The organism is Nocardiopsis ansamitocini, assembly GCF_030268225.1.
Lineage (GTDB): Bacteria > Actinomycetota > Actinomycetes > Streptosporangiales > Streptosporangiaceae > Nocardiopsis_D > Nocardiopsis_D ansamitocini.
The window spans coordinates 810,798-837,206 of the sequence record NZ_BSQG01000001.1; the positions used below are offsets into that span (position 1 = coordinate 810,798).

The following is a 26,409-nucleotide window of genomic DNA, read 5'->3' on the forward strand; positions in this document are numbered from 1 at the left end:
GGCAGCCGTCGGTGCAGGGGCGCAGCCGGCCGCTACGGCGCTCCGGCCGACGCCCCGTCATCGGTGGTGTAGCCGATGTCTGCGTAGTCGAGGCCACCGAACCCGGAAGCGCCGACGTTGGCGAGATCGGTGCGGGTGGCCACGAGCTCGGGGCGCTGGTAGAGCGGCAGGGTATGGCCGGCCTCCCACAACAGCCGGTCGGCCTCGTTGAGGCGGCGCAGCGCGGCGTCGGGTTCCAGTTCTTCCAGTGCTCCCGCGAGGGCCCCGTCGATCTCGGGCGAACCGATCCGGGCGACGTTGGACCCCCACTTGTCCTGGCCGTCCGGCGTGGTGACGGCGTTGGACCACTGGTAGAGGAACTCGGAGGCGGGGAAACCGCCCCCGGAGTTGACGAAGGCGACCATGTCGTAATCGCCGGGCAATACGTAACCACCGAACAACTGGTCACCGGGAACGGCTTCGATACGAACCTCGATCCCGATCTCGGCGAGCATCGCCTGGACGAGTTCTGCCTCGTTCTGGGCAGGGGCGAAGCCCTGGGGCACGAGGAAACGCAACGTCAGCGACTGGCCCTGCCGGGTGCGCACCGCTCCCGGCTCGGGTGCGCGCCAGCCTGCGCCGTCCAGCAGTTCGGCTGCCCGCTCGGGGTCGTAGGTGCCCCACTTCCCGCTGTTGTCGACATATCCCTTCTGGTTGGGGGCGAGGAAGTGGTTGCCCAACACCGAGGACGGCCAGTCGATCGCGCTGAACGCCGAATTGGCGATGGCCTCGCGGTCGATGCCCAGGAAAACGGCGTGGCGCACGTCAACGTCGCTGAGCGCCGGACTCTGGCCGTTGAGGGTGATGTGACGGTAGTCGGGCGCCAGCGCCGCGCGGACCTCCCCGCCGGAGGCGGTCTTGACCCGCTGGTAGGACGCGGCGTCCACGGCGACGGCGTAGACGTCGATGCCACCGTCCAGGAAGGCGGCGTCCAACGCGTCAGGGGACAGCGAGCGAAAGACGATCCGGTCGAGCTTGGCAGGTTCCCCCCACCAGGAGTCGTCCCGCGCGAGTGTGACGGTCTGGGCAGAGGGGTCGATCGCGTCGAGGGCGAACGGGCCCGCCGTGACCGGGATCCGGTCCAGGTAACCGGAGTTGAACGCCTCCGGGTCCGCGGAGTAGTCGGCGGGAAGCAGGTTCTGGAACAAGGCCGCGTAGTCGGCGAAAGGCTCGTCGAAGGTGATGACGACCTCGTGGTCGTCCGCACCCGCGCGCACGTCGGCGATACGGCTGTAGCCGACCTCGCCGAGCACCTGGTAGTCGGGGTCGGAGCCGGACAGCGCATCGACCATGGCAGCGTAGTCGCGCCAGGTGATGGGGGCGCCGGTGGACCACCGTGCGCGGGGCTCCAGGGTAAGGGTCACGACCTGGGTGGGGTCGGTGACGACCTGGACGTCGGTCACATAGTCGGGGTCGGGGTGGGCACGACCCGTTTCGTCGATGTGAAACGGTGCGGGCAGCAGACCGCGCAGGACGGTGGAGACCGTGCTGAGGTTGCCGGCGGGATGGTGGGGGTTCCACTGGGCGGGCAGTTCGTTGATCCCCCAGCGCAGCGTGCCGCCATCGGCGAGTTGGCCGCGCTCGACGGGATTGATCTCGGCCGAGGGCAGAGCGGCGGGATCGACCAAGGGCGGGCCGGGGACCTGGGAATCGCATCCGGACAGGGCGACGACCAGCGCCATCAAGGCAGCGCCCCCGACGCCGGCCCGTAGTTTCGCTAACCGCACCTGATCCCCCAAATGCCGTGGTGTTTCGGAGACCCTCCCGCGGGACCGACCCGCGGCAGCCAACCGGGCTAACGGCGCCATTGGAACAATTGGGAAATAATACTGCGCTCCGGACAGGCCAATGGTGGCCCGGGTGGGATCCCCGCCCTTGGCGCCGATCCGTCCCGGAACGGGACTCACAGCACGCGCGTCCGCGGATCAACCAAGAAACGCCCGATATCGGCAAGCAAACCCGCGGTGACCACGCACAACGCCCCAAAGCAACAGACCGCTGCGACTGCGTGGACATCCCCCCGCCCAACCGAATCAAGCAGGTACTCGCCCACACCGTGCCACCCGAACACCTTTTCGGTGAAGACCGCGCTGGCGAACAGCAGGGCCGAGGAGTACCCGAAATAGGTCACCGCGGGCCCCAACGCGGTGCGCAACCCGTGCCGGAACAGAGCGGCGCGCTTGGTCAACCCTTTGGCCCGCGCGGTGCGCACGTAGTCGGAACCGGCCTCGTCGAGCATGAGGTTGCGCTGGTAGCGACTGAACAACGCGATCTGCGGCAACGCCACGGTGAGCGTCGGAAGCAGGAGATGGCGTGCCCGGTCCATCACCTGCGCCACCGGCCCCCCGTTCAGGCCGGGAGTGAACTCCCCGGTTGCACGCAGCAGTTCGCTTCCGGTGACCTGGTTGACCCACAGCGCCGCACTCTGTAGCGAGACGGCGACGACCACCGCCGGCGTGGAGATGACGAGCAACGATACGGCCACCGAGGTGCGGTCCAGTCCTCCGCGATGGCGGCTCGCGGCCAAGGCACCGAGCAGTACCCCGCCAAGCGCGCCCAGGGCCGCGCCGAGTGCCAGCAGCCTGAGGCTGACACCGACCCGGCGCACCAGTTGAGCGGTGACGTCGGAACCGTCCCAGCTTCGACCGAAGTCCCCGGTGACCACACCCGAGGCCCAGACCAGGTAGCGCTCGGCAAGAGGGGTGTCGGGATTGAGGTTGTACTCGTCGAGGAGCGCATCCACCGTCTCGGCGGGGGGCGGTGGCCGTTGCCCCTCGTAGTTTCCCCGCGGATCCAATGCGGTGGCAGCGAGCAGGTGGGCGCAACTCGCCGCCACGACGAGCAACAGCGCCTTGCCCACCAGGCGACGCAGCAGAAAACGGACCACCGCGCGCTCCTTGCCGAGAAACCAGGTCAGCCGGGCAGCCGGATGTCGCCTTCTGCGACGATCACGGCCGGCCCGCGCAACCGCGCCGAACCCGACTCAAGGGCAACGGTGCACGTGCCTCCCGGAACACGGACGGTCCATTGCGCGTCCGTCCCCGGTCCGCTGGCTGCGGCAGCGGCAGCGACGATCCCGGTGCCACACGAGCGGGTCTCGGCCGCCCCGCGCTCGTACACCCGCATGTCCAGTACGCCCGGTTCGGACTCGCAGAACACTTCGAGGTTGGCCCCTTGGGGGAATTCAGCAGCGTCGAACACCGGCGCGGTCCCCAGATCGACCCCGGCCACCGGCCCCGCCACCCGGCAGGCCAAGTGGGGATTGCCGACCGAGACGCGCTCACCGGTCAGCTCGGCGCCGCCCAGCACTGCGGTTCCCCTCCCCAGCATCCCCACCGGTCCCATGTCCACGGTGATGTCGCTGTCCTCGTGCACTGTTACCTGCCGGGTACCGGCACGGGTGCCCACGCCGAACGAGGTCTCGGCCAGCAAGCCGGCGCTCAGCAGGTACCTGGCGAACACGCGAACGCCGTTGCCGCACATCTCGGCGACACTGCCGTCCGCGTTGCGGTAGTCCATGAACCACTCGCACTCCGCGGACGAGGCGGCCGGACCGGTCAACGGTTCATCGAATGCCTTCGTACGCACCACCCGCAGGACGCCGTCGCCTCCGATACCCGCACGGCGGTCGCACAGCGCCGCAACCGACGCGGCGCTCAACGACAGCGTGCCGTCGGGGTCGGGGAGGATGACGAAATCGTTCTCGGTGCCGTGGCCTTTGGCGAAACGCATGTGGTCATCTTAGGAGCCGGAGCGCCCAGACCGGCCGAAAATACGAAAACGGCCCGCTCCATCCCGGACCAGCCCGCCGGGAGGCGCTGGCACACTGGAGGGGTGAGCACAGTGATCGCGGTCGTCGGGGCGACCGCAACGGGCAAATCCGATCTCGGCGTCGGTCTCGCACGACGACTGGGTGCGGGCGACTCCCCGGGTGAGGTCATCAACGCCGACTCCATGCAGTTGTACCGGGGGATGGACATCGGCACCGCCAAGCTGAGCGTGGCCGAGCGGGACGATGTGCCCCACCACCTGCTCGACATCTGGGACATCACTCAGACCGCAAACGTTGCCGCCTACCAACGGCTCTCCCGCGACGTCATCGACGACCTGCGCGATTCCGGACGCACACCGATCCTGGTGGGCGGCTCGGGACTCTACATCCGGGGTGCCCTGGACGCGCTGGACTTCCCCGGCACCGATCCCGTGGTGCGGGCACGGCTGGAGACCGAACTCGCCGAACGGGGGTCGCTCGTCCTCCATGCCCGTCTGGCCCGGCTCGACCCGGCTGCGGGCATCGCGATCCTGCCCACCAACGGGCGCCGGGTCGTACGTGCGCTTGAGGTCATCGAACTGACCGGCGGACCGTTCACCGCCACACTCCCCGAGCACGTGTCCCGCTATCCGTGCGTGCAGATCGGCCTGGCCGTGCCCCGCCCCGAACTGGACGCACGCATCGAACTTCGTGTCACACGCATGTGGGAGGCGGGCCTCGTCGACGAGGTTCGCAACCTGGAGAAGAACGGGCTGCGCGATGGCCTGACCGCCTCCCGGGCCCTGGGGTACGCCCAGGTGCTGCGCTTCCTGGCGGAGGAGTGTTCCGAGGACGAGGCCCGGGAGGAGACCGTGCGAGCCACCCGCCGCTTCGCCCGACGCCAGGACTCCTGGTTCCGCCGCGACCCCCGCGTGCAGTGGCTCCCCTACGACGACCCCGACCTGCTGGAGAAAGCCGTCGCGCTGGTGGAGGCGGGCCCGGTCGGATCCGGCGGATAGATCTACCCCCTCTTCACCCCGTGCACCGATTTTGTTGATCCGGGTACGGGTACTGGCGCGCCATGACCCAAACAGCCGAGTACCCGCCGGGCGCACCGGCATGGTTCGACCTGGCCGTGCGCGATCTCAGCACGGCGCAGCACTTCTACACCGAGGTGCTGGAGTGGGAGTTCTACGAATCCCCCTATGCACTGGCCAGCGTTCGAGGCAGGCGTGTGGCCGGGCTGACCGAGCCCTGGGAGAGCGCTCCGCCCCCGGCATCGTCGAGTTGGACCGTCTACCTGTCGACCGACGACATCGACGCCTCCCTGGAAGCCGTGCGAGACGCCGGGGGCACCATCGTGACCGAGCGGACCGACATGCCCGGGATCAGCTCCACCGCGATCGTGCGCGATCCCACCGGCGTGGTCTTCGCACTCTGGCAGGCGGACGGAATGGCCGGCGCGGAAGCGTTCGGAACCTCCGGCGCGCCCATCTGGGCCGAGGTCACCAGCACCGAAACCTCCGTCACAGAGGCGTTCTTGACCGCGGTCTTCGGCTACGAGGCCGAACGGTACCCCGACTTCGATTTCGTCACCCTCTCCAGCGGCGGCGACCCGGTGTGCGGTGTGTACGGCGGAGCTGCTGAGCGCGCCGGCGAGGGCCACGGCGCATGGTTGCCGTACTTCGTGGTGGAAAGCTCCGATGTCGCCGCGGTACTGGCCGAGCGGGCCGGCGGTACGGTACTGCGCGCTGCCGAGGACACCCCTATGGGCCGGTGGACGATGCTGGCGGATCCGTTCGGCGCGCATTTCGCCGCGATCGAGGTCGCTCCGGAGTACGTGGTGGGTCAGGAGGTCCACGAGGCGACGAGGTAGCCCACCCCGTAAGGCGCCTGGTACGCCACGAGCTCACCCTTGAGTCCCGCCCCGACTGCGGCACCGGCCAGAACCTGCCACGCGGCTCTGCCCGCCACCATCAGGTCGCGCGCGAGCACCGGATCGAGGGCTGCGAGGGCGGCGGTATCAGCAGCGCCCAGTGCCGACGCCACCGCGTCGTCGTAGGCCGCCGCGCGGTCGTCGACCCGGCCGGGCGAGCGGTCGGTACGACGGGCGCTGCCGTCCCCCATCACCAGCACGGCCACCCGGGGGGACGCCTCCGCCAAGTCGAGGCCCAACGCACTGCACGCGGCGGGCGTGGCGTCGTCGGCGACCTCGATGTAGCCATCGGGAACAGCACCGGAACGGCGGGCCAGCCAGCGTCCGATCGTCGTTGCGAGCCCCAGCACCGCAGGCCCCGACCCCACCTCGACAGGGGCCCCGTATCCGGCCAGGCTGCCGGCCGCATCGGCGGGGTGGCGGCGGGTCGGCTTCCCCGCTCCGACAACGAACAGGCGGTCGGGGCGAGCTTCGACGAGGGTGCCGATCGCACGATCGCAGGCGGCCCGCACTTCGTCGAGCTCGTGGGCCGCTCCGCCTGCGACCTCGGGCACGAGCAGCGGCGGATGGGGACATACAGCAGCGGCGATCAACACGCTGGAGAGGCTATCGGGACGTTCCCTTCTGCCGCGGGGAGTCCCCGGCAAACGGGTAGGTATACCTCCGTCCGGCCAAGGGCGGCACCGTCGCCGGACGGCCGGGAGTCCGACCTCTTGTTGTTCGGGGAGGGAGGTGTTCGGGCAACGCCGACCTCGCCCGCCACGAGCTCTGAGGAGTCGCCATGACCGACAGAAACGTCCCCGACCTGACCGACCCCGCGCTCATGGAAGATCCCTACGGCGGGTACGGACGCCTGCGCGAGCGGGGCCCCGTTCTTCGTGGGCGGTTCTTGGAAGGCACCCCCACCTGGTACGTCACGCGTTACGACGATGTGCGCGCGGTGCTCGGCGACAGCCGGTTCGCCAACGACCCGCGCTCCGTTCCCGACGCGCCCGAGAAGAGTCCCCGCGACCACGCGCTGAAGATGTTCGGGGTCCCCGAAGAACTCACCGGCTACCTGGTCGGCACCATCCTGGACTCCGACCCGCCCGATCACACCCGGCTGCGCAAACTGGTCTCGCGTACGTTCACCGTCCGTCGCGTCTCGCAATTGCGCCCGCGCGTGGTCGCGATCACCGACGGACTGCTGGACCGGCTCCCCGACTCCGCCGAAAACGGGGTGACCGATCTGATCGAGGGCTTCGCCTACCCACTGCCCAGTGCGGTCATCTGCGAGATGGTGGGGGTCCCCGAGGCCGATCGGTCGCTGTGGCGGGACTGGGGCAAGTCCCTGGTGGCAAGGGATCCGAAGGTGATGCCGAACGCGCTGCGTTCGATGGTGGACTACGTACACGACCTCATCGGGCAGCGCCGGTCGGCCCCGACCGACGACCTGCTCAGCGGCCTCATCCGAACCCACGACGAGGAGGGGGACCGGCTCAGCGACGTCGAGATGGTGACGCTGGTGTTCACCCTGGTGCTGGCCGGGCACGAGACCACTGCGCACCTGATCGGGAACGGGACCGTAGCGCTGCTCACCCACCCCGAACAGCTCGCACTGCTCCGGCAGGACCCCGGTGCCTGGCCGCACGCGGTGCACGAGCTGATGCGCTGGTGCGGGCCGGTACAACTCCCCCGGCTGCGCTACGCGACGGAGGACGTGGAGTTGGCCGGAACCCTGATCGAACGGGGCGACGCCGTTCAGGCGGTCATCGTCTCCGCCAACTTCGACCCGCGCGAGTTCGACTCACCGGACCGCTTCGACATCACGCGTGTGCCAGAAGCCCACGGCGAGGGGCACGTGGGGTTCGGGTACGGTGCCCACTACTGCCTGGGTGCTGCCCTGGCCCGTCAGGAGTGCGAGGTCGCCCTGAGCGCGCTGTTCGAGCGTTTCCCCTCCCTCTCCCTGGCGGTGGCACCCGAAAACCTGCCGTGGATGCCGCTCCCCGGCAATCGTCGCCTGGCCCGGCTCCCGGTCCGGCTGGAGGGGTGATGCGGATGCCCGGCACCGTCGCGGCGGTCGGGTGAGCAACAGAGGGGCCCGGGAAACCGCCCCCGAGCCCCTTGATCGTGTGGTGGATCGGCTCAGTCCGACCCGCAGCCGCTCGACATCACCGGGAGAGGGGCGGGGACCCCCACCTTGGGCATACCGAGCAGGACCCCGGGTCCTGCCTCGGCCGGGGCTGCGTTGCGGGCTTCCCACGCGTCACCCGCACGGGTGCGCCGCACGGCGTGCACCCCGGAGTCGGCGACGAGGTGGTGGGGGGCGGCGTAGGTGACGGTGACGGTTGCGAGGTCCCCAGGACGCAGATCGGTGTCGTCGTCCACCGCGAAGTGCACCAGGCGGCTGTCCGGGGCCCTTCCGGAGAGGCGGCGCCGGGCGCTGTCCTTCCGGCCCTCGCCCTCGGCGACCAGGACCTCGACCTCTCGTCCGATGAGCTTGGCGTTCTCCTCGCCCGAGACGCGCTCCTGGACTTCGAGCAGGCGCATGTAGCGTTCCTGCACGACCTCCTTGGGCAGTTGCCCCTCCATCTCCGCGGCCGGGGTGCCGGGACGCTTGGAGTACTGGAAGGTGTAGGCGTGGGAGAACCGTGCCTGCTCGACGGCCTTCAACGTTTCGGCGAAGTCCTCCTCGGTCTCACCGGGGAAGCCGACGATGATGTCGGTGCTGATGGCCGCCTCGGGCATGGCAGCGCGCACCTTCTCCACGATGCCCAGGAAGCGGTCCTGACGGTAGGAGCGACGCATGGCCTTGAGGACACGGTCGGACCCCGACTGCATCGGCATGTGCAGTTGCGGCATGACGTTGGGTGTCTCGGCCATCGCCGCGATCACGTCGTCGGTGAAGTCACGTGGGTGGGGGGAGGTGAAGCGCACCCGCTCCAGGCCCTCGATCTCCCCGCATGCGCGCAGCAGCTTGGAGAACGCCTCGCGGTCCCCGAACTCCGCACCGTAGGCGTTGACGTTCTGGCCGAGCAGGGTCACCTCGATGGCACCCTCGGCGACAACGGCCCGCACCTCGGCGAGGATGTCACCGGGACGGCGGTCCTTCTCCTTGCCGCGCAGGGCGGGGACGATGCAGAAGGTGCACGTGTTGTTGCAGCCCACCGAGATCGAGACCCAGGCTGCGTAGACCGACTCGCGCCGGGTCGGCAAGGTGGAGGGGAAGGTCTCCAGGGACTCGGCGATCTCGACCTGGGCTTCGCGCTGGATCCGGGCACGTTCCAGCAACACCGGCAGCGAACCGATGTTGTGGGTGCCGAAGACGACGTCCACCCAGGGGGCCCGACGTACGATCTCGCCGCGGTCCTTCTGCGCGAGACAGCCGCCCACCGCGATCTGCATTCCGGGGTGGGCGTCCTTGACGGGCCTCAGGTGTCCGAGGTTGCCGTAGAGGCGATTGTCTGCGTTCTCACGGACCGCGCAGGTGTTGAAGACGACAATGTCCGGCGTGGCGTCCTGTGCTGCCCGCTGGTAACCCGCGTCCTCCAGCAGGCCCGACAGGCGCTCGGAGTCGTGGACATTCATCTGGCAGCCGTAGGTCCGCACTTCGTAGGTACGACTCTGGCTCACCCGTCCAGGCTAGTTGCTGCGCGCACCCTGCCCGACCGTCACGGTCGGGCATCCCAGGTCTGCGCAGCTAGGTTGCCTGCGCCGGCGGCCCCCACCGCAACGGACACTTCGGACATCCCCAGCTTCAGCAGTCAGATTGCATAACATTTGTACCAATCGAGGCGTAACAAGTCTGCTACTCCATGTCCAAACGGTGTTTCTGGTGATGACAAGGAAACATCCGCCTACTAGGTTCCCGCACATGACCACAACTCCTCTCGTCGTGCTGGAGAACGTCAACAAGCACTTCGGCGACCTTCACGTGCTCCGCGACATCGATCTCTCAGTCACCGCCGGCGAGGTTGTCGTCGTCATCGGACCCTCTGGTTCAGGCAAGTCCACGCTCTGCCGCACCATCAACCGGCTGGAGACGATCGACACCGGCCGCATCCTGCTGGACGGTCAGCCGCTCCCCGCTGAGGGCCGCGGTCTGGCGAAGCTGCGCAGTGACGTGGGCATGGTGTTCCAGTCGTTCAACCTCTTCGCACACAAGACGGTGCTGCAGAACGTCACCCTGGGCCCCATGAAGGTGCTCGGCCAGCCCAAGGCAAAGGCGACCGAGCGCGGAATGGAACTGCTGGACCGGGTGCGCATCGGCAACCAGGCACACAAGTACCCGGCGCAGCTCTCGGGCGGTCAGCAGCAGCGCGTGGCCATCGCGCGCGCCCTGGCGATGAACCCCAAGGTGCTCCTGTTCGACGAACCCACCTCGGCTCTGGACCCCGAAATGGTGCAGGAGGTCCTGGACGTCATGACCGACCTCGCCAAAGAGGGAATGACCATGGTCGTGGTGACCCACGAGATGGGCTTCGCCCGCCGCGCGGCCAATCGTGTGGTGTTCATGGCTGACGGCCAGATCGTCGAGGAGAACACACCCGACGAGTTCTTCACCAAACCGCAGTCCGAACGAGCCCGCGACTTCCTCTCCAAGATCCTGACCCACTAGGCATCCCCACGCTCCCCGCACGAAGCTAAGGAAGAGGTATTCCAATTATGCGAGTTCGTCGCATCAGCGCAGCACTGGCCGGATCGGCCGCCGTGGCCCTGACCCTCGCCGCCTGCGGCACCGCCGAGGTCGGCGGCGACAGTGAGGGCGGCGGCGAAGGCGGCGGCGGTGACACCATCACCATCGGCGTCAAGTACGACCAGCCCGGCCTCGGCCTGCTCGAAGGCAGCGCCCCCGTCGGGTTCGACGTGGACGTGGCCACTTTCATCGCCGGTGAACTGGGCTACACCCCCGAGCAGATCGAATGGACCGAGGCGGCCTCCGCGAACCGCGAGGCGTTCCTCCAGCAGGGCACCGTGGACATGGTGATCGCCACCTACTCCATCACCGACGAGCGCAAGAACGTCGTGGACTTCGCGGGGCCCTACTACGTCGCCCAGCAGGACATCGCCGTGGCCGCCGACGACTCCGACATCTCGGGCCCCGACGACCTCGCCGGCAAGGTGCTGTGCTCGGCATCGGGCTCGCGCTCGGCCAACAACATCGTCGAGGACATGGAGATCGACGCCGAGCTGCGTGAGGCCGGCAACTACTCCGAGTGCTTCGAGCTGCTGGCCAACGGCACCGTCGACGCTGTCACCACCGACAACACCATCCTGGCCGGGTTCGCCGCGCAGAACCCCGACGCCTACAAGATGGTGAACAACCCCTTCGGCGAGGAGAAGTACGGGATCGGCCTGCCCAAGGGCGACACCGAGCGCTGCGAGGAGGTCAACGCCGCTGTCACCAAGATGTGGGACGAAGGCAAGACCACCGAATTCCTCGACAGCGCGTTCGGCGAGGTCGGCTTCGAGTACGCCGAAGAGCAGCCCGCGGTCGAAGGCTGCGCTTAATCACTGACCGCTTGCGCGGCCGGTGGTCTACTCGGTAGGCCACCGGCCGCGCATATGACCGGCTGGGACCCATGGAAGCCTTTCTCAGCAACATCGACAAGGTCGTCGACGGTTTCTCGTGGACCGTCCGGCTCACCCTGTTCAGCGCCCTGTTCTCATTCATCCTGGGCATCGTCCTCACCGCGATGCGGGTATCTCCGATCCCGCTGCTGCGCGCCCTCTCCACGGGCTACGTCGAGGGCATCCGCAACACGCCCCTGACCCTGGTGCTGCTCTTCTGCGGCCTGGGCCTCAACAGCGCGCTCGGCCTCAGCCTCGCCGACAGCGTGGCGTGGGACGTCTTCTGGTGGGCCGTGATCGGCCTGTCGGCCTACACCGCCTGCTTCGTCTCCGAGTCCCTGCGCGCAGGCATCAACACCATCCCGCTGGGCCAGGTCGAGGCCGCACGCTCACTCGGCCTGACCTTCACCCAGAACCTGAGCCTGATCGTCATCCCGCAGGCACTGCGCACGGTCGTCGGCCCGCTGGGCAGCGTCCTCATCGCGCTGATCAAGAACACGACCGTGGCCTCTGTAGCGGGGCTCGGCGTGCAGGAGGCATCCCGGCAGATGAAGTTGATGTTCGACCAGGGCATCGCGCCGGTCCTGCCGACCTTCGTCGGTTTCGCGATCGGGTTCCTGATCCTCACCCTGCCGACCGGTTACTTCTTCGGGTGGCTCAGCAAGCGAGTGGCGGTGGTCCGATGAGCGCGCAGAACGTCCTGTTCGACGTCCCCGGCCCCAAGGCCCGGGCACGCTACCGGATCTACACCGCCTTCACGGTTCTCGCCGCCATAGCCGGCCTCGCCGTGCTCTACCTCGGGTTCAACCGGACCCTCGGCGAGGGCGCTCCCTCGATCCTCAGCAGCGAGGCGTGGGCCCCCAGCCCCACGGGGCAGTGGACGGCGAACAAATGGCTGCCGTTCATCGACCCGGCCACCTGGACCGACTACGTCATCCCCGGTCTGCAGAACACCCTGACCGCGGCGCTGCTGGCCTCCGTTCTGGCCATCGTGTTCGGTCTGGTCTTCGGCATCGGCCGGATGTCGGACCACTGGTGGATCCGCGTCCCCTCCAGCGCGGTGGTGGAGTTCTTCCGCGGCATCCCGTTGCTGATGCTGATCTTCTTCACCATGGCGCTGCCCATCGCGATCAACCAGTTGCTGCCGGTCTTCGGCCAGCCTCCCATGACACCGGGAACCTTCCAGGTCAGCGCACTGGCGGCTGTGGTCACCGGCTTGACCCTCTACAACGGGTCGGTGCTGGCGGAGGTTTTCCGGGCCGGCATCAAGGCCGTACCCAAGGGGCAGTCCGAGGCCGCGTACTCGGTCGGGATGAACAAGACCCAGACGATGTGGCTGATCCTGATCCCGCAGGCCGTCACCTCGATGATGCCGGCGATCGTGGCGCAGTTGGTGGTCCTCCTCAAGGACTCCGCGCTGGGGTACATCATCGCGTTCCCCGAGCTGCTGCGCAGTTTCACCTTGATCGCGACCCGGCACAGCAACGTCATCCCGGCAGCGATCGTCTGCGCGATCATCTACATCATCATCAACGTCTCGCTGAGCCGTGTGGCCATCTGGTTGGAACGCCGCAACGCCCAGCGCGGCAAGCAGTCGGCGAAGGTCGGTGCGGGGCCGGGGGTCGCCCCCGAGCCGACACCGGACGCAGCGGTGCCGGGCGCCGTCCCCGACCAGGGACAGGAGACCAGGAACAAGCCCACCGAGCCTTCCTGATCACCGCCCGCGGTACCGACACGGGTCCCCGTCGTCCGAGCATTGCTCGGGCGACGGGGACTCTTTGGTTGCGGTCCTGCGGTGTGCCGGATCAGGGTCCGCGGAGCCGATAACTTGAAGGGCACCCCGCCCGTCGCCACCCTTCGCCCCAGGATTCAGGACCCCTATGACCGAGCGCGTGTCTCTGCCCTACGGAAGCTGGCCCTCCCCCATCACCGCGGTCGAGGTCGCTCGCGGCTCGACCAGGCTGGGCTTCCCTTCGGTGATCGGCGAACAGATCTGGTGGGAGGAGTCCCGACCGGACGAGGGAGGCCGAACGACCGTCATGCACCGCGCGGCCGACGGTACCGTCAGCGATCTCCTTCCGCTGCCGTGGAGCGCGGCCACCCGGGTGCACGAGACAGGTGGCCGGTCCCATCTCCCCGTACCCCGCCGCGACGACAAGGCCATCACGCGCTATGGCATCGTCTTCGCCGAGGCCGGCGACCAGCGGCTCTACCTGCTGGAGAAGGGCGCGCGCGAACCCGTCGCCCTCACCCCCGAGCCGGCCGTCCCCGGTGCGGTGCGCTATGCCGACCCTGCGCTGAGCCCCGACGGCAAGCGCGTCATCTGCGTACGCGAGACCCACTCCGATTCGACCGTCGCCCGCGCGATCGTGTCCGTCCCGTTGTCCGGACGAGCGGTCTCGGACCCGACAGCGGTACGCGAACTCGTCAGTGGTGCCGACTTCTTCGCTTCTCCCACCCCGTCCCCTGATGGCGAACGGCTGGCCTGGATCTCCTGGAACCATCCCCGCATGCCCTGGGACGGGACTGAGCTGCGAGTCGGAGCGTTCACCCCCGAAGGAGCCGTGTCCGCACCGCGCACCATCAGGGGTGGCACGACGGAATCGGTGCTCTCCCCTCGTTGGAGGGACGCCAACACGCTGCTCTTCCTGTCCGACTGGACCGGTTGGTGGAACCTCTACGAGGTCAAGGCACACGGCCAGGCCATGGCCCAGTATCCGGAGGAAGCGGAGTTCACCCTTCCCCCGTGGCAGTTGGGGGCCGCACCGTTCGGGATACTCGACGACGGGCGGGTCGTGACCCTGTACGGGCACGCCGACCTCAACGCGGGAATCTATGACCCCGAAACCGCGCAGCTGACACCGCTGAAATCGTCGCTGACCACCTGGCGCGCCCTCGCCACCGACGGAAAGTCCGTGGTGGGGGTGGCTGCTTCCCCGACCGAACCCGACGCGCTCGTGCAGGTCAATCCGGAAACCGGAGTGGTGCGCACACTGCGCTCGGCGGTGGAGTCCCCACCTCCTGCCTCCTACCTCCCGGTCCCCCGCTCCGAGGAGATCTCCGGACGCTACGGCGCGCGAATCCACGCCTTCGCCTACCCGCCCACCAGCCCCGAGGCGTGCGCGGACGGCCCTGCACCCTACGTGGTGTGGGTGCACGGCGGTCCCACGGGCTGTGCGGACAGTTCCCTGGACCTGGCCAAGGCCTACTTCACCAGCCGCGGAATCGGGATCCTCGACGTCAACCACGGCGGCTCCACCGGGTACGGGCGCTCCTACCGGGAACGGCTGCACCGCAACTGGGGTGTCGTGGACGTCGAGGACGCGACGGCGGCGGTCCTCGATCTGGTCGAACGCGGTATCGCCGACCCCACCCGGTTGGCCGTCAGGGGCGCCAGCGCAGGCGGGCTGACGACCCTCCTCGCCCTGACCGGCACCACCTTCGCCTGTGGGACCTCCTATTACGGAGTGACCGACCTGATGCGACTGGCCGCGGAGACGCACGACTTCGAGTCGCGCTACCTCGACACCATCATCGGACCGCTTCCCGGTTACGCCTCGGTCTACGAGGAACGCTCACCGGTCAACCGCGTGCACGAGATCGATGTCCCGGTGCTGCTGCTCCAGGGTGACCAGGACCCGATCGTCCCGCCCGCACAAGCCGGCGCGCTGGCGTCCGCACTCACGGCACGCGGTGTCGTCCACGCCCACATCGAATTCGCAGGGGAGCCGCACGGTTTCCGCAAGGCCGAGAGCGTGCGCGCCGCGCTGGAGGCCGAGCTGGCGTTCTACTGCAAGGTGTTCTTCGGTTTCACTCCGCCGGGGGTTCCACCGATCGCACTGACCGGGGGCTGAGACCCTGCGCTACCCTGATCCGGATTTTGCGCACAAGGGGCGGGGCGGCGGCTCCACGCCCCGCTCACGGGTTCTCGTTTGCCTGTCTTTCGCCAGACGAAGAGGCAGCGGGTCCGCCCTCTGCCCTGTCGGCTTCCCGGCGGGAAAGGTCCACGGTCACTCCCCGAACGGTCAACGATGGGGAGGAACTCGTCGGGCGCGGGTCTGATACCACTGTCAGCGCGCGGTCTCCGTCGCCCGCGACTCGCGAATGACCGTTACCCGGATCTGCCCCGGGTAGGTCAGTTCCTCCTCCACCTGCTTGGCGATGTCGCGAGCGATCACCTGTGCCTGTACGTCATCCACTTCCTCGGGCTTGACCATCACCCGTACCTCGCGCCCGGCCTGCATCGCGAAGACCTTCTCCACTCCCTCATTGGCCAGGGCGATCTCCTCAAGCCGCTGCAACCGCTCGACATAGGCCTCCAGCGAGTCCCTGCGTGCGCCCGGCCGTCCTCCACTGATCGCGTCGGCCGCCTGGGTCAGGACGGCTTCCACCGTGCGGACCTCGACCTCGTTGTGGTGTGCCTCGATGGCGTGCACGACGTCCTCGGACTCACCGTAGCGACGGGCGATCTCGGCTCCGATCAGCGCATGGCTGCCCTCGATCTCATGGGTCAGAGCCTTGCCGATGTCGTGCAATAGCGCGCACCGCTTCATCAGGGCCACGTCCATCCCCAGCTCGGCGGCCATGATCCCTGCCAAGTGGGCGGACTCGACCAGATGCGCGAGGACGTTCTGGCCGTAGGAGGTGCGGTAACGCAACTGGCCGAGCAAAATCACCAGCTCCTGGTGGAGGTCGGTGACACCGACATCTGCCACTGCGTCCTCACCGGCGCGCACACAGAGCTGGTCCACTTCCGAACGGCTTGTGTCGAAAACCTCCTCGATGCGGTGGGGATGGATTCGGCCGTCCAGGACAAGTTTCTCCAGGGTGAGCCGGCCGACCTCCCGCCGCACCGGATCGAAACACGACAGCAACACCACCCCGGGCGTGTCGTCGATGATCAGGTTGACCCCGGTGACAGCCTCGAAAGCACGGATGTTGCGGCCTTCCCGGCCGATGATCCGCCCTTTCATGTCGTCGGTGGGCAGATGCACCGCCGAGACGACCGACTCACTGGTCTGCTGGCTGGCCAGACGTTGGATGGCCAGGGTGATGACTTTGCGAGCGCGTGCCTCGCCGTTCTTGCGCGCATCCTGTTCGATAGCACGCGCGATCAGCACCGCCTCGCGTTTGGCCTGGTTGCGCACCTCAGCGACCAAGGCTGCCTTGGCGTCGTCCGCGCTCAGCGCAGCCGTCGCCTCCAGGATCGCCAGCCGCTCTTCCTCCATCCGGTCCAGCTCCGCCGCGCGCTGCTCCAGCAGTGCTGCACGCTCGTCTCCTTTGTCCCGGACTGCGAAGAGTCGATTCGCTTCCTCGTCGATGCGGCGCTCGCGCTCGGTCATGCGCTGTTCACGGTGCTCAAGGTCGCTACGTCTGCTGTCCAGGAGCGCCCGTTCCTCAGCCTGCTCGGCGACGGCTCTGCTGCGGATCTGCTCCGCATCCGTGTTCGCCTGTTCGAGGAGGGCGCGTGCCTGGTGACGCCCGATGCGCTTGGAAAGGAGGAATCCGCCGGTCGCCACTCCCAGGAGGAGAACCGTGACGATCGCGCTCAACAACCCGTCTGCACCGTCCATGGCCCCACCCCAAACCGCGTCGCGTCCGTCTGCCGCTCCTGGTTCGCCGTACGACCGGCTGACAAAGCCATCGGGCGGTACGTGCTTCGTTGGATTTAGAGCTACCCGTGGGGCGAGCCGGCTAACTCATCGGCCGCTGTGAGGTTGGGGGCCTGTTGAAGCGAATCGGACGCCGATCGGTCGGAACGGAGACGGACCGATCAGTCGAGATCGGGCTCGGGAAGGTCGATGTCGTAGCCCTCGGCGTCGAGTTCGGCACGGATCACCCGGTAGGCGAGTCCTGCCGGATAGCCCTTGCGCGCGAGCATCCCCATGAGCCTGCGGGTGCGCACCTCGGGTGCCTTGCCCCGAGTGGCGGAGAGCTTGCGGCGCACGAGGCTTCTGGCGGCTGTCTCCTCCTGTTCTGGGGTGAGTTCCTCGACCGCGTCGCGCACCGTTTCCTCATCGACCCCGCGCTGGCGCAGTTCAGCAGCAAGCGCACGGCGGGCCAGTCCCCTGCCGGTGTGCCGGGAGTCCACCCAGGCAGCTGCAAAAGCGGCGTCGTCGATGATCCCGGCCTCGTTGAAACGGCTCAGGACAGCCTCGGCTGCCTCATCCGGGATCTCGCGACGTCGCAGCGCCTGGGCCAGTTGCGATCTGGTGCGTGGCGCCAGGGTGAGCAGACGGAGGCAGATCGCCCGCGCCTTGGTTTCGGGGTCCTCCTCCGGCCGCGCGGACGCGGCCGGAGGAGCCTCGGAGTCCACGTCGTCCGGTCGCGGGTCAGGCATCCGCGGAAGTCGGTTTGGCGGCCTCGGCCGCCCCTGCCGCAACAGGCACCGAAGGAGACGCGGCCTTGGCTTCGGCGGCCGGCTTCTTCACGGCCCGCTTGGGCGGTGTCGGTGCGGCGTCCTTGGCCGCGGCGTCCTTGACGGGCTCGCTGGTTGCGCTGTCGTCGCCGCCGGTGGGCACGCCCAGCTTCTCCTTGATCCGCTTCTCGATCTCGTTGGACATGTCGGCGTTCTCGCGCAGGAAGTTGCGCGCGTTCTCCTTGCCCTGACCGAGCTGAGTGCCTTCGTAGGTGTACCAGGCACCGGACTTGCGCACGATGCCGTTCTCGACCCCGAGGTCGATCAGGCCGCCCTCGCGGGAGACCCCTACGCCGTAGAGGATGTCGAACTCGGCCTGCTTGAAGGGCGGAGCGACCTTGTTCTTGACCACCTTGACCCTGGTGCGGTTGCCGACCGCGTCGGTACCGTCCTTGAGGGTCTCGATGCGGCGCACGTCCAGGCGGACCGAAGAGTAGAACTTCAACGCCCGGCCGCCGGAGGTGGTCTCGGGAGAGCCGAACATCACGCCGACCTTCTCCCGAAGCTGGTTGATGAAGATGGCGGTGGTGTTGGTCTGGTGCAGGGCACCGGCGATCTTGCGCAGTGCCTGCGACATCAGCCGGGCCTGAAGACCGACGTGGCTGTCCCCCATCTCACCCTCGATTTCCGCACGGGGCACGAGCGCGGCCACGGAGTCGATGACGATGATGGACACCGCGCCGGAGCGGATCAGCATGTCCACGATCTCCAGCGCCTGCTCGCCGGTGTCGGGCTGGGACAGGAGGAGGTCGTCGGTGTTCACACCGATCTTCTTGGCGTACACGGGGTCGAGCGCGTGCTCGGCGTCGACGAAGGCCGCGATCCCGCCCAGACGCTGCGCGCTGGCGACGGCGTGCAGGGCGACGGTCGTCTTTCCCGACGACTCGGGACCGTATACCTCCACGATGCGGCCGCGCGGAATCCCTCCGATTCCGAGCGCGACGTCCAGTGCGATCGCCCCGGTGGGGATGGACTCGATCGGCGGTCGCTCATCATCGCCCAAGCGCATGATGGAGCCCTTGCCGAACTGGCGCTCGATCTGAGCGAGTGCGGTTTCAAGAGCTTTGTCTCGATCGGCAGCTGCCACGGCAAACCCCTGTTGGGTCGATGCTTTCTTTTTCATGATGGAGACGACGCTACGCGGAGGCGACGACATTTCGCGCCACCCGCGCGTCTCCTGTGGACGGTCACGGCGCAACCGTCCACCCGGGCCCGGCACTGAGTGCCCCAGGGAGCAGGCGACGCCGCTCCCGTCCCGGATACACCATCACTGTACCCGAACCTCTGTTCGATTTTTGGCTCAAGGCGTGCCGGAGTGTCGAATCGGGCGACCTCAGCGCGCGGCGGCGGGGACGTCGAAGGTGTCGCACACCGCCCGCCACACCTCCTTGGCGCCCATACCGTCGTCGAGCGCGGCACGCACGGTCCGCGACCCCAGGGCCTCGATAACGTAGTCGCTGGCCAGACTGTCGGCATAGGACTCGCCGAACTGCTCGTGCATCCGCTGCCAGAAATGGGAGAGTCTCATCGACACCAGTATCGGCCCACCGCGTCGGACTGTCACACCGACCGCTTCGCAGGGCAGACTGGTCCGATGGACTACACGGTGCGACCGATGGAGGACACCGACCTCGACCGACTGGTCGAGGTGAGCCTGGCCGCCGACGGCCTGTTCGCCCGGGCCGGGCTGGAACTGCCGCCGGACGATCCGCGGCCCATGTTGGCGCACTGCCCACTGGTTTTGGTGGCCGGCCGCCCAGCGGCAGGCCTGGCCGCGCTGACCGAGTTGGACGGGAACGCGCACCTGGAGCAGATCGCGGTACATCCGACACTGGGCCGACGCGGCATCGGGACCGCCCTGCTGACAGCGGCCTGCGCGAAGGCCCGCGCCCAGGGGCACCGCGCGATCACCTTGACCACCTTCGGCGATCTTGCCTGGAACGCCCCCTGGTACGCCCGGAACGGCTTCACCGAGTTTCCCCGTGGCTCCTGGGGCCCCGAGCTCGCCGTCCACTGGCTGGCCGAGGAAGCGGCCGGAATCGCCGTGGCCCGCCGAATCGCGATGCGCCGGCTCCTCACCGCTTGAGACACCACCGGACCCTGGGCCTCCGGGCCCGGTGGCGGCCTCGACTACCCCACGGTGGAGGCGAACATCTCTTCCCGCGCCTTCTTCAACGCCGCCAGGATCGCCCCGCGCAGAACCGGGTTCCCCCCCACCTGGCTCACCCGGACCTCTGCGGTGTTGGGACCGATACGCCCGGCCGCCTCGGCCACTCGCGCCGCGAGGTCGTCTCCTCCGACAAGTGGGACGTCGCCCCCCAGAACCACCAGCCCCGGGTCGAGGACGACGCAGACCGCGGTGACCCCACGCGCGATACGTTCGGCGAGCTCCTCCAGGAACAGCCCCTTGCTCCCCGGGTCCGCCCGCGCCAGGCGCACCGCCTCGGTGACCGTGCCGGCGGCGAGGCCGTGCCGGGCCGCCAGTTCCAGGACTTCCCTGGAACCGACGAGCGACTGGAAACCGTGCGCGAGCGAGGGCTTGCCGTAGGCGGTGCGCAGCGACTCGTAGCCGCCGGGCAGCCCGATGTCGTCGGGGAGCGGGGCCCCGGGAACGGGCAGGTAACCGATCTCCCCCGCCCCGCCCGAGCGTCCCCGGTGGATGCGGTCGCCGAGCATGATGGACATGCCCACGCCGCCGGAGCTGTCGAGCCACATGAGGACGAAGTCGGGGATTCCCCGTGCCGCCCCTTCGGCGTGCTCCGCCAATGCCGCGAGGTTCACGTCGTTCTCGATGGCGACCGAGCGCTTGAGATCGGTGCGCAGCGCGTCGAGGACTCCTTCGTGCCAGGAACCCAACTCGAAGGAGAAGCGCATGTCGCCGGTACGCGGGTCGACCACTCCCGGGGTGCCGATGACGCAGGCGGTGAGCCGGCTCAGCGGAACACCGGAGGTCTCCACCAGGCGCATGACCGCGGTGTGGACGAGGGCGACCGGATCGTCGGATTCGGTGGGATCGACGGTGACCTGGGAGACGATTCGGCCGGTGACATCGGCAATGGCTGCGGCGACCTGATGCGGGCCGACGTCGAGGGCGGCCACATAGGCGCTTGAGGGCACCACTGCGTACAGTGCGGCGTTGGGGCCGCGCCCCCCGGCCTGGGCCCCGATCACGTGCACGAGTTCGCGCTCCTCCAGGCGGGAGAGGAGCTGCGAGGCGGTCACTTTGGACAGGCCGGTGGCCTCGCCGAGCTGGGTCCGCGTGAGCGGTCCGGACGACAACAGCAACTCCAGGGCCGCTCGGTCGTTGAGCTGTCGCAACAGCCTCGGAGTCCCCGGGCGTCGAGACATAACCGTAACTCCCCCATCTCTATTTATTAGGAAAGTTTCCTGTTAGTTTAGCGGTCGTCTCACGAAAGGTCACATTCCCAATACCGCCCTTTCTATTTCTCTCCGGGCGGACCGGCGAAAGCCGATTGGGATGGACCGAACACACAGTGCTATCCCAGCACACCCCCGCACCGACGACGAAGCCCGCACAGCGTTCGTAGCCGACCGAGATGTTTTTCGGGGGCCTCATCTTCCGAGGCTCGCCGCACGCGAGGCGACTCGTGAAAGGGAGATTCAAAGTGAAGAAATTCGCATTCGCTAAGGTCGCGGCGACCTCGTCGCTCCTCCTTCTCGCCTCCGCCTGTGGCGGAGGCGGCGGCGAGTCCACCGGCGACGGTGAGGTACCCGCGGAACTGACCGTCTGGATCATGGGCGACTCCCAGCCCAACATCGTCGAGTACTTCGACGAGGCAGAAGGAGCCTGGCAGGAGTCCTACCCCGATAGCGGGATCAACGTCGAGTTCATCGCCTGGCCGGACGTGCAGACCACCCTGACCAACGCGCTGGCCGGCGGTGACAGCCCCGACGTCATCGAGATCGGCAACGACCAGGGCGCCAACTGGGCGTCCCAGGGCGCGCTGGTCGACATCACCGAGGCGGTCGACGGCTGGGACGAGGCCGCGGACCTCGACCAGAACGCCCTGGAGTTCGCGGCCTACGACGGCGCCACCTACGGCATCCCCTGGTATTCCGGGGTGCGCACCCTCTACTACCGCTCCGACTGGCTGCGCGACCTCGGCGTCGAGGCCCCCACGACCTGGGACGAGCTCACCGACGTCGCGGAGAAGATCAACAAGGAGCACGACGTCCCCGGCTTCTGCGCGCCGACCGACTTCACCAACGGTATCGCCAGCTTCATCTGGGGCAACGGCGGTGAGATCGCGGTGCAAAACGGTGACCAGTGGGAAGCGAAACTGACCGACCCGGCCGCCAAGGAAGCGATCGAGTTCTACGCCGGGCTCAGCGCCGACGACACCGTCTCCCCGTCGAGTGCCCTTGGTGCCAACGAGAACGACGGCTGCCTCAACGACATGGCCAACGGCAACCTCGGCATGTACATCGACGGCAGCTGGGCGCGCGGCGCCTGGGAGGGCGTGGCCGAGGACCCGGCCGTCCTGGACAACATCGACACCACGGTGCTGCCCGGAGCCGACGGTCCCGCTCCGGCCTTCGCGGGCGGCTCCAACCTCTCGGTGTGGAGCACCACGGAGAACCCCGAAGCCGCGACCGAACTGCTCCAGCTGCTCGCCGGCAAGGAGTGGGGCGACAAGTTCGCCGAGACCGCGGGCTTCTTCCCGGCCTACCCCGAGCTCCTCACCCAGGACAAGTACACCTCCGACCCCCTCAAGAAGGCCGGCGCGGAGCAGATGCAGAGCACCCAGTTCTTCCCGGCCACCCCGAACTGGAACTCGGCCGACCAGGACCAGAAGATCCTGCCCAAGGTCGTCCTGGAGATCGCCCAGGGCGGCGACGTGGACGACGTCCTGGCCAAGTACAACGAGCAGCTGCAGGAGACCCTGAACAAGCCGGTCGAGTAGCGGCCCCGCCGCTACCCCGGCCCCTCACCGGTGGCCGGCGGGCGAGCCCCGCCGGCCACCGGTCCCGTGTCACCCGACCGAGAAACCCTGAAGCCATGGCACACACCACCGAGGTGACCATGACGGCCGAGCCTCCGTCTGGTCCCGATCGGCCCAGCAGGCAGGGCAGGCGCGACCGCCCCGCACAGCCGCCGCTTGGCCGCAGACTCCTTCGCGGACTACCGCCCTACGCGCTGATCGCCCCCGCCGTTATCGTCCTCGGTGTCGTGCTGCTCTGGCCGATGCTGCAGATGGTGTGGAACTCGCTGCACTCCTACACCATCCGCAACCTCATGCCCAATGCTCCGGCACCCAAGTGGAACAACTTCGCGCACTACCAGACCCTGCTGACCGATCCCTACTTCTGGTCGGTCCTGGGCAAGACCGTCCTGATCTGCGTACTCATGGTGAGCGGCACCATCATCCTGGGCACTCTGGTGGGTCTGCTGCTGCACAAGCTCCCCAAGGCGTTCTCCACTTTCGTCGCCGTGGGAATGATGCTGGCCTGGGCGACCCCGGCCATCAGCGCATCGCTGGTCTTTCGCTGGCTCTTCTTCCCGGAGCGCGGTTTCGCCAACCACGTGCTGGAGGCCCTTCCCGACTGGCTGGTGGGCACCGGATGGCTGCGCTACAACTGGTTCCTGGACGCGACCTCGCTTTTCACCCTGTTGGTCATCGTGGTGATCTGGCAGAGCTTCCCGTTCGTGGCGATGACCGTGCTGGCGGGCCTCAAGAGCATCCCGAGCGAGCTCTACGAGGCGGCCCGTATGGACGGCGCGAGCGCCTGGCGGTCCTTCTGGGCCGTCACCTTCCCGATGCTCAAGCCGCTGTTCTCACTGATCATCGTTCTACAGATCATCTGGGACCTGCGGGTGTTCACCCAGCTCTACATCTTGACCGGGAGCAGTTTCGCCAATCCGGACGCCTACCTGCTCTCGTACTACATCTACCAGCAGGGTTTCAACGCCAGCCCGGCCAACTTCGGCCTCGGCTCGGCGATCGCGGTGGTCATGACGGCACTCGTCCTCTGCGTCACCGTGTACTACCTGCGCATCATGATCCGTCAGGGGGAGACCCGATGAGCGCCCCGACCACGGCGCCCCGCCCGGTGCACCGGATCGACCCGGTACTGCGCGCGCGCCGACTCGCCGGCCGAGCAGGTCTCTACGCCGCGGGCCTGGCCGTCTTCGTCTTCTCGGTGTTCCCCGTCTACTGGATGGTTTCCACCGCCTTCAAACCCGGCGGCGAACTGTTCGCGAAGGAACCGACGTTCTTTCCCCAGTCCCCGACCCTGAAGAACTTCGACCAGGTGATCAACGGCAACGTGATCCCGGGCGTGGACTTCTGGCAGTTCCTCGTCAACAGCCTGCTCGTGACGCTGGCGTCGGTTGCGATCGGCGCGGTCCTGGCGCTGCTGGCGGCCATCGCGGTGGCCCGGTTCAAGTTCCGGCTGCGCACCACACTGATCGTCACCCTGATGGTGATCCAGATGGTGCCGATCGAGGCGCTGATCATCTCGATCTTCATCAACTTCCGGCACATCCAGGACGGCACCGGCATCCAGATGCTGGGGACGCTGACCGGTCTGGTCTTCGCCTACACGGCCGTGCAACTGCCCATCACCATCATGATGATGCGTGGATTCGTCGCGGCGGTTCCCAAGGAACTGGAGGAGGCCGCCGCCATCGACGGCGCCGGCCACTGGACGGTTTTCTGGCGCATTCTGATGCCGCTGGTGGCACCGGGCCTGGTCGCGGCAAGCATCTTCGCCTTCATCACGGCCTGGAACGAGTTCATCATCGCGCTGACCTTCCTCGGGCGCAGCAGCGAGTCGTACACACTGCCGTTGACGCTGTCCTACTTCTTCGGGCGCTACGGCACCGACTGGGGGGCGATCATGGCGGCCTCGACCCTGTTGACCATCCCGGTGATGATCTTCTTCCTGTTCGTGCAGCGGCGAATGGTGTCCGGTCTCACCATGGGAGCCGTCAAGGGCTGACCCACTGTTGCGTACCGCGCCCGGGGCAGGGATCGTCCGGGCGCGCGGAGCCCGCCCTTTTCACGATGTCCCACGCGGCCCCGCGACCGGGGTCAACCGCCTCCCCCTGTTCGAAACGGAGTTCGCGATGCCCGCTGACCGGAGCCTGGAACGTCTTGCCAACGCCACGCTGCTCGTCCCATTCGAGGCACACGACGCACCGCGTTGGCTCCTGGAGGGCCTGGCCGACGGGTTCGCCGGCGTGTGTGTCTTCCACAACAACATCGAAGACGCCGGACAGATCACCCGGGTGAACGCCCGAATCGCCGCCGCCGCAGATGCGCCGCTGATCTCCCTGGACGAGGAGGGTGGTGACGTCACCCGGATCGGACAGCGCGGCGGCAGCGAGTACCCCGGCAACGCCGCCCTGGGCGCGATCGACGACACCGACCTCACCCAGGCCGTCCACTACTCGCTGGCCGCGGAGTTGCACACGCTGGGCTTCAACCTGGACCTGGCACCCTCTGTGGACGTCAACACCGCTGCCGACAACCCGGTGATCGGGACCCGGTCCTTCGGGGCCGACCCCGAACTCGTGGCCCGGCACGCTATGGCCGCCGTACGCGGGCTCCAGGGCGCCGGAGTCGCGGCCTGCGCCAAGCACTTCCCGGGGCACGGCGCCACCCACCAGGACTCCCACACCGAGCTCCCCTCGATCGACGCCGCCCCGGACCTGTTGGCCCGGCGTGAACTCCTGCCTTTCCGCTCGGCGATCGAAGCGGGCGTGCGCAGCATCCTGACCGCGCACATCCAGCTGCCGGGCCTGGGAGTGAGCGCACCGGCCACGCTGGCGCCCGAGATCGTGACGGGACTGCTGCGCGACGAGTTGGGCTTCGACGGGATGGTGATCACCGATGCCCTGGACATGCACGGCGTGAGTGGCGACATCGGCGTTCCGGAGGCTGCGGTGCGCGCACTGGCAGCCGGTTGCGACCTGCTGTGCCTGGGGAGGTTCGCCTACGCCGACGAGGTCGCAGCGGTCCGGGCGGCCGTGGTGGCCGCTGTACATGAAGGCCGGCTCAGCGGGGAGCGGCTCGAAGAGGCCGCGGCTCGCACCGCTGACGTCCGTGCCTGGACGGCCGGGCAGGCGTCGACGCCCGCGACGGGAGCGGTCGGAATCGGACTGGACGGGGCGCGGCGCGCCGTCCGCGTCACCGGAGAACTGGAGCGCCTCCACGCCCCATTCGTCCTTGAGGTGGACGCTCCCGCGGGAATCGCGGTGGGTGAGGTCCCGTGGGGGTTGTCCCCCTGGTTCCCCCAGACGGTGCGCCTGGACGCCGAGAAGGCCGATGTGGCGGACCTGCTGGCCTCGGCCTCTGGACGCGACCTGGTCGTCGTGGTGCGCGACGCCCATCGTTACCCCACGACCCGCGCGTTCGTGGACCGCGTGTGCCAGGCCCGTCCGGACGTAGTGGTGGTGGAGATGGGCCTTCCGGTGTGGCGTCCGGACAGCCGCGCGCACATCAGCACCTACGGTGCGGCACGGGTCAACGGACAGAGCGCGGCCGAGGTCCTGGGCTCGCCGACCGCGGCCTCGGTACGCTGATAGCGCCAGACGGCGCGCGGGCCCGGTACCGAACCGGCATCGGATTTCACGCGCTCCCGTCATCGCCAATCCCGGTAGGAGAACTGGTAATGCGGAACAACGACGTTTCGGCGCGGCCCCGCGGGTGCCCCATTGACCCGAACTCCCTTCGATTCACGGCATAATCG

The 26,409-nt window shown here is 68.1% G+C and carries 23 protein-coding genes; 13 read left to right on the forward strand and 10 right to left on the reverse strand.

What is annotated here, in order from left to right; translation table 11 throughout:
* Positions 1–32: 32 nt before the first annotated feature.
* From QSJ59_RS03695 to dapF, 3 genes are all read right to left on the reverse strand, one after another.
* Positions 33–1,721: an ABC transporter family substrate-binding protein gene (locus QSJ59_RS03695; RefSeq protein WP_285757249.1), complete on the reverse strand. Its 1,689-nt coding sequence runs from the start codon at positions 1,719–1,721 to the stop codon at positions 33–35.
* A gap of 221 nt (positions 1,722–1,942) precedes the next feature.
* Complete coding sequence (locus QSJ59_RS03700) at positions 1,943–2,926, reverse strand: ABC transporter permease (protein ID WP_285757250.1); 984 nt, start codon at positions 2,924–2,926, stop codon at positions 1,943–1,945.
* 26 nt (positions 2,927–2,952) lie between these two features.
* Positions 2,953–3,771, reverse strand: a complete 819-nt coding sequence (dapF, locus tag QSJ59_RS03705; RefSeq protein WP_285757251.1) for a diaminopimelate epimerase — start codon at positions 3,769–3,771, stop codon at positions 2,953–2,955.
* Between the two features lie 111 nt (positions 3,772–3,882).
* Here dapF and miaA point away from each other — a divergent pair, with 111 nt between their 5' ends.
* Together miaA and QSJ59_RS03715 are read left to right on the forward strand one after the other, a co-directional pair.
* Positions 3,883–4,809, forward strand: a complete 927-nt coding sequence (miaA, locus tag QSJ59_RS03710; RefSeq protein WP_285757887.1) for a tRNA (adenosine(37)-N6)-dimethylallyltransferase MiaA — start codon at positions 3,883–3,885, stop codon at positions 4,807–4,809.
* A gap of 62 nt (positions 4,810–4,871) precedes the next feature.
* Complete coding sequence (locus QSJ59_RS03715; RefSeq protein WP_285757252.1) at positions 4,872–5,666, forward strand: VOC family protein; 795 nt, start codon at positions 4,872–4,874, stop codon at positions 5,664–5,666.
* On the opposite strand, the gene QSJ59_RS03720 is transcribed toward QSJ59_RS03715, so the two are convergent.
* On the reverse strand, positions 5,639–6,322 hold the full coding sequence (locus QSJ59_RS03720; protein ID WP_285757253.1) for a class III extradiol ring-cleavage dioxygenase family protein: 684 nt from the start codon (positions 6,320–6,322) through the stop codon (positions 5,639–5,641). The two genes, QSJ59_RS03715 and QSJ59_RS03720, sit on opposite strands and share 28 nt — an antisense overlap.
* Before the next feature lie 185 nt (positions 6,323–6,507).
* Here QSJ59_RS03720 and QSJ59_RS03725 point away from each other — a divergent pair, with 185 nt between their 5' ends.
* On the forward strand, positions 6,508–7,758 hold the full coding sequence (locus QSJ59_RS03725) for a cytochrome P450 family protein (RefSeq protein WP_285757254.1): 1,251 nt from the start codon (positions 6,508–6,510) through the stop codon (positions 7,756–7,758).
* A 92-nt stretch (positions 7,759–7,850) separates the two neighbouring features.
* Here the strand turns inward: QSJ59_RS03725 and miaB are convergent, their stop codons facing one another.
* Positions 7,851–9,314: a tRNA (N6-isopentenyl adenosine(37)-C2)-methylthiotransferase MiaB gene (miaB, locus tag QSJ59_RS03730; protein ID WP_285757888.1), complete on the reverse strand. Its 1,464-nt coding sequence runs from the start codon at positions 9,312–9,314 to the stop codon at positions 7,851–7,853.
* Between the two features lie 265 nt (positions 9,315–9,579).
* Between miaB and QSJ59_RS03735 the strand changes: the two genes are divergently transcribed.
* The 5 genes from QSJ59_RS03735 (at position 9,580) to QSJ59_RS03755 (ending at position 15,130) form a co-directional block, all read left to right on the forward strand.
* On the forward strand, positions 9,580–10,323 hold the full coding sequence (locus tag QSJ59_RS03735; RefSeq protein WP_285757255.1) for an amino acid ABC transporter ATP-binding protein: 744 nt from the start codon (positions 9,580–9,582) through the stop codon (positions 10,321–10,323).
* A 47-nt stretch (positions 10,324–10,370) separates the two neighbouring features.
* Positions 10,371–11,216, forward strand: coding sequence for a glutamate ABC transporter substrate-binding protein (locus tag QSJ59_RS03740; RefSeq protein WP_285757256.1), 846 nt, complete (start codon positions 10,371–10,373; stop codon positions 11,214–11,216).
* A 71-nt stretch (positions 11,217–11,287) separates the two neighbouring features.
* The gene (locus QSJ59_RS03745) at positions 11,288–11,962 is read left to right on the forward strand and encodes an amino acid ABC transporter permease (RefSeq protein WP_285757257.1); all 675 of its coding nucleotides are present in this window, start codon (positions 11,288–11,290) and stop codon (positions 11,960–11,962) included.
* Positions 11,959–12,990, forward strand: a complete 1,032-nt coding sequence (locus QSJ59_RS03750; protein ID WP_285757258.1) for an amino acid ABC transporter permease — start codon at positions 11,959–11,961, stop codon at positions 12,988–12,990. The genes QSJ59_RS03745 and QSJ59_RS03750 overlap by 4 nt, the downstream gene beginning before the upstream one ends.
* A gap of 166 nt (positions 12,991–13,156) precedes the next feature.
* Positions 13,157–15,130 (forward strand): S9 family peptidase, encoded by a 1,974-nt coding sequence (locus QSJ59_RS03755; RefSeq protein ID WP_285757259.1) that lies wholly within the window; start codon positions 13,157–13,159, stop codon positions 15,128–15,130.
* 216 nt (positions 15,131–15,346) lie between these two features.
* Here the strand turns inward: QSJ59_RS03755 and rny are convergent, their stop codons facing one another.
* From rny to QSJ59_RS03775, 4 genes are all read right to left on the reverse strand, one after another.
* Positions 15,347–16,849, reverse strand: coding sequence for a ribonuclease Y (rny, locus tag QSJ59_RS03760; RefSeq protein WP_285757260.1), 1,503 nt, complete (start codon positions 16,847–16,849; stop codon positions 15,347–15,349).
* Positions 16,850–17,049: 200 nt separating this feature from the next.
* The gene (gene recX, locus QSJ59_RS03765) at positions 17,050–17,616 is read right to left on the reverse strand and encodes a recombination regulator RecX (RefSeq protein WP_285757261.1); all 567 of its coding nucleotides are present in this window, start codon (positions 17,614–17,616) and stop codon (positions 17,050–17,052) included.
* A complete protein-coding gene (recA, locus tag QSJ59_RS03770) occupies positions 17,609–18,781 on the reverse strand; it encodes a recombinase RecA (RefSeq protein ID WP_285757889.1) in 1,173 nt (390 codons plus the stop codon). Before recA ends, recX begins: the two co-directional genes overlap by 8 nt.
* Positions 18,782–19,027: 246 nt before the next feature.
* On the reverse strand, positions 19,028–19,222 hold the full coding sequence (locus QSJ59_RS03775) for a DUF3046 domain-containing protein (protein ID WP_285757262.1): 195 nt from the start codon (positions 19,220–19,222) through the stop codon (positions 19,028–19,030).
* A gap of 66 nt (positions 19,223–19,288) precedes the next feature.
* Between QSJ59_RS03775 and QSJ59_RS03780 the strand changes: the two genes are divergently transcribed.
* Positions 19,289–19,780, forward strand: coding sequence for a GNAT family N-acetyltransferase (locus tag QSJ59_RS03780; protein WP_285757263.1), 492 nt, complete (start codon positions 19,289–19,291; stop codon positions 19,778–19,780).
* A gap of 44 nt (positions 19,781–19,824) precedes the next feature.
* Here the strand turns inward: QSJ59_RS03780 and QSJ59_RS03785 are convergent, their stop codons facing one another.
* A complete protein-coding gene (locus QSJ59_RS03785; protein ID WP_285757264.1) occupies positions 19,825–21,042 on the reverse strand; it encodes an ROK family transcriptional regulator in 1,218 nt (405 codons plus the stop codon).
* Positions 21,043–21,320: 278 nt separating this feature from the next.
* Here QSJ59_RS03785 and QSJ59_RS03790 point away from each other — a divergent pair, with 278 nt between their 5' ends.
* The 4 genes from QSJ59_RS03790 to QSJ59_RS03805 all read left to right on the forward strand — a co-directional run bounded on the left by QSJ59_RS03790 (position 21,321) and on the right by QSJ59_RS03805 (position 26,242).
* Positions 21,321–22,619 (forward strand): extracellular solute-binding protein, encoded by a 1,299-nt coding sequence (locus QSJ59_RS03790; protein WP_285757265.1) that lies wholly within the window; start codon positions 21,321–21,323, stop codon positions 22,617–22,619.
* A gap of 95 nt (positions 22,620–22,714) precedes the next feature.
* Positions 22,715–23,740, forward strand: coding sequence for a carbohydrate ABC transporter permease (locus QSJ59_RS03795; protein WP_285757266.1), 1,026 nt, complete (start codon positions 22,715–22,717; stop codon positions 23,738–23,740).
* Positions 23,737–24,657 (forward strand): carbohydrate ABC transporter permease, encoded by a 921-nt coding sequence (locus QSJ59_RS03800; RefSeq protein WP_285757267.1) that lies wholly within the window; start codon positions 23,737–23,739, stop codon positions 24,655–24,657. The genes QSJ59_RS03795 and QSJ59_RS03800 overlap by 4 nt, the downstream gene beginning before the upstream one ends.
* A 127-nt stretch (positions 24,658–24,784) precedes the next feature.
* Positions 24,785–26,242 carry a glycoside hydrolase family 3 protein gene (locus tag QSJ59_RS03805; RefSeq protein WP_285757268.1) on the forward strand — a complete coding sequence of 486 codons (1,458 nt, stop codon included), beginning with the start codon at positions 24,785–24,787 and terminating at the stop codon, positions 26,240–26,242.
* Positions 26,243–26,409: the final 167 nt, after the last annotated feature.

Coding starts and splice junctions, on each gene's coding strand:
- QSJ59_RS03695 (WP_285757249.1), bottom strand. CDS start 1,721: ATGGCGCTGGTCGTCGCCCTGTCCGGATGCGATTCCCAGGTCCCCGGC.
- QSJ59_RS03735 (WP_285757255.1), top strand. CDS start 9,580: ATGACCACAACTCCTCTCGTCGTGCTGGAGAACGTCAACAAGCACTTC.
- QSJ59_RS03750 (WP_285757258.1), top strand. CDS start 11,959: ATGAGCGCGCAGAACGTCCTGTTCGACGTCCCCGGCCCCAAGGCCCGG.
- rny (WP_285757260.1), bottom strand. CDS start 16,849: ATGGACGGTGCAGACGGGTTGTTGAGCGCGATCGTCACGGTTCTCCTC.
- QSJ59_RS03745 (WP_285757257.1), top strand. CDS start 11,288: ATGGAAGCCTTTCTCAGCAACATCGACAAGGTCGTCGACGGTTTCTCG.
- QSJ59_RS03715 (WP_285757252.1), top strand. CDS start 4,872: ATGACCCAAACAGCCGAGTACCCGCCGGGCGCACCGGCATGGTTCGAC.
- QSJ59_RS03785 (WP_285757264.1), bottom strand. CDS start 21,042: ATGTCTCGACGCCCGGGGACTCCGAGGCTGTTGCGACAGCTCAACGAC.
- recX (WP_285757261.1), bottom strand. CDS start 17,616: ATGCCTGACCCGCGACCGGACGACGTGGACTCCGAGGCTCCTCCGGCC.
- dapF (WP_285757251.1), bottom strand. CDS start 3,771: ATGCGTTTCGCCAAAGGCCACGGCACCGAGAACGATTTCGTCATCCTC.
- QSJ59_RS03795 (WP_285757266.1), top strand. CDS start 22,715: ATGGCACACACCACCGAGGTGACCATGACGGCCGAGCCTCCGTCTGGT.
- QSJ59_RS03780 (WP_285757263.1), top strand. CDS start 19,289: ATGGACTACACGGTGCGACCGATGGAGGACACCGACCTCGACCGACTG.
- QSJ59_RS03775 (WP_285757262.1), bottom strand. CDS start 19,222: ATGAGACTCTCCCATTTCTGGCAGCGGATGCACGAGCAGTTCGGCGAG.
- QSJ59_RS03740 (WP_285757256.1), top strand. CDS start 10,371: ATGCGAGTTCGTCGCATCAGCGCAGCACTGGCCGGATCGGCCGCCGTG.
- QSJ59_RS03800 (WP_285757267.1), top strand. CDS start 23,737: ATGAGCGCCCCGACCACGGCGCCCCGCCCGGTGCACCGGATCGACCCG.
- QSJ59_RS03755 (WP_285757259.1), top strand. CDS start 13,157: ATGACCGAGCGCGTGTCTCTGCCCTACGGAAGCTGGCCCTCCCCCATC.
- QSJ59_RS03725 (WP_285757254.1), top strand. CDS start 6,508: ATGACCGACAGAAACGTCCCCGACCTGACCGACCCCGCGCTCATGGAA.
- QSJ59_RS03805 (WP_285757268.1), top strand. CDS start 24,785: ATGCCCGCTGACCGGAGCCTGGAACGTCTTGCCAACGCCACGCTGCTC.